At 63.6% G+C, this 2,011-nt stretch carries 3 protein-coding genes; all 3 read left to right on the plus strand.

Annotated features, from left to right (window positions below):
• A partial coding sequence (locus tag B3V69_RS03680; protein WP_296443978.1) for a hypothetical protein occupies nt 1-101 on the plus strand: 101 nt, incomplete at its 5' end.
• A gap of 170 nt (nt 102-271) precedes the next feature.
• Complete coding sequence (locus tag B3V69_RS03685) at nt 272-1,228, plus strand: tetratricopeptide repeat protein (RefSeq protein ID WP_296443908.1); 957 nt, start codon at nt 272-274, stop codon at nt 1,226-1,228.
• 135 nt (nt 1,229-1,363) lie between these two features.
• Complete coding sequence (locus tag B3V69_RS03690; RefSeq protein ID WP_296443910.1) at nt 1,364-1,834, plus strand: Spy/CpxP family protein refolding chaperone; 471 nt, start codon at nt 1,364-1,366, stop codon at nt 1,832-1,834.
• The last annotated feature ends 177 nt before the right edge of the window (nt 1,835-2,011 follow it).

Consider the following 2,011-nt stretch of genomic DNA (forward strand, 5'->3'; position numbering starts at 1 on the left):
TCGCCGCCATCCGCGAAGGGCGCCAGCCCAACAGCAGCGTGGCCCAGGTGCTGCCGTGCTACCAGGTGCTGCACGATCTGGAGCAGCAGCTGGGCGGGTAAGCCGCTAGCTGACTGCTATAAATAAAATAGCTGCTCGCGCATATACTGCGGGGGGTAGAGGCCAATTTGGCTTGAAGAATTTCTGGAAAATGGCTTGGGTGCACTTGTTTTACGAACAGTTGCCACCATCTCGCCGAAGTAAGTTAACTACCTTTTAAGGGCAAAAACCGATGTTGAACCGATCCATCACGCAGCGCGTTGGCAAGTGGCTGGCTGTCGCGGCCTTGCTGAGCTTTGGCTTCGCCATGGCGCAAGCAGAGCCCACGCTGAAGCAGGTTTACGACGAAGCGCAGGCCGGGCGCCTGGAACAGGCCCAGGTGATGATGCAGCAAGTGCTGGTGGCCCATCCGGGCAGTGCCAAGGCGCATTTTGTGCAGGCTGAACTGTCGGCGCGCCAGGGCAAGATAAGCCACGCGCGTGAAGCGCTGGCCTCGGCTGAAAAGCTGGCTCCGGGCCTGCCATTTGCCAAGCCCGAAGCGGTGCAGGCGCTGCGCGCCCAACTGGCTGGCAAGAACAACGTGCCAGCCAATAACGGCAGCACCAGCCGCGCGATGGGTGCGGGCGCACCCGCTGCGTATTCCGCGCCATCGTCCGCGCCAAGGTCATCGATCCCGTGGGGCCTGGTCCTGGCGCTGGGCGGCGGGGCAATCGCCATCGGCATTTATATGCTGCGCAAAAAACCGACGCCGGAATTCATGCCGCAAGGCGCTTATGCGAATCAGGGGGCCATGCAAGGTGGCCTGAATGGTCCGCAGGGTTTTGGCATGGGCAACAACGTCGGTGGCGGCGCCATGGCGCCAGGCTACGGTCAACCCGCCTATGGCCAGCCTGGCTACGGCCAAGCGCCCGGCATGGGCCTGGGCGGCAAGGTGATGGGCGGCCTGGCCACCGGCTTGGCGGTGGGCGCCGGCGTGATGGCGGCGCAAGCCATTGGCAAGAGCCTGATGGGCAATGACGACCATTCCGCGCGCCAGCACGACAACCTGGCCAACAACAACGGCTACGAGCCTTTTGCCGGCAACAACGACATGGGTGGACAGAACTTCGGCGTCAACGATGCCGGCTCATGGGATGACGGTAGCTCCTCCATGGCCAGCGGTGACGGCGGCGGCGACTGGGACAGTTAAGCGACCGCGGCGCCTGCCGCGCCGGCGCCTGAAACAAACCGCAACAAAGCGATACCGCGCAGACAGGACGCCGCCGCTGGCGCCCGGCATCATGACAGCCATGTTCAACCCTTTCTTGCAATAGGAAACACTGTCATGAAACCCTGGATCAAACGCTCCCTGATCGGCCTCTTCGGCGCCTCCATCCTGGTGGGTGGCCTCACCGGCTGCGGCCACCGCCACCATGGCTTCGGTGCCAACATGAGTGCCGAAGAAACCGCCCAGTACCGCGGCAAGATGATCGACCGCGTGGCGAGCCGCCTCGACCTCAATGCGGATCAAAAGCAGCGCCTCACCGTGCTGGCCGACAAGCTGCAGGAACAGCGCATTGCCCTGATGGGCCAGACCAAAGACCCGCGTGCCGACGTGAAGGCGCTGCTGGCCGGCGACAAATTTGACCGGACCCGCGCGCAGGCCCTGGTCACGGAAAAAACCACGACGTTGCAAAGCAAGAGTCCGGAAGTCATCGCCGCCCTGGCTGACTTTTACGACAGCCTGAACCCGGCCCAGCAACAAAAGGTGCGCGACTTCATGGAACACCGCGGCGGCTGGTTCCACCGCGGTTAAGACCGCCGCAAAACGCCTGTGACGCACCCCCCTCGTGCGCACGGGTGAGTGGGACAATGCCTGATGCACCGCATCCTCCTGATCGACGACGACGCGCAACTGGGGCCGCCACTGGCGGCTTATTTCCAGCGCTTTGACATGGCGCTGGAATGCGCCTTGCGCCCCAGCGCGGGCCTG

The sequence above is a fragment of the Rhodoferax sp. UBA5149 genome (assembly GCF_002413825.1).
GTDB lineage: Bacteria > Pseudomonadota > Gammaproteobacteria > Burkholderiales > Burkholderiaceae_C > Rhodoferax.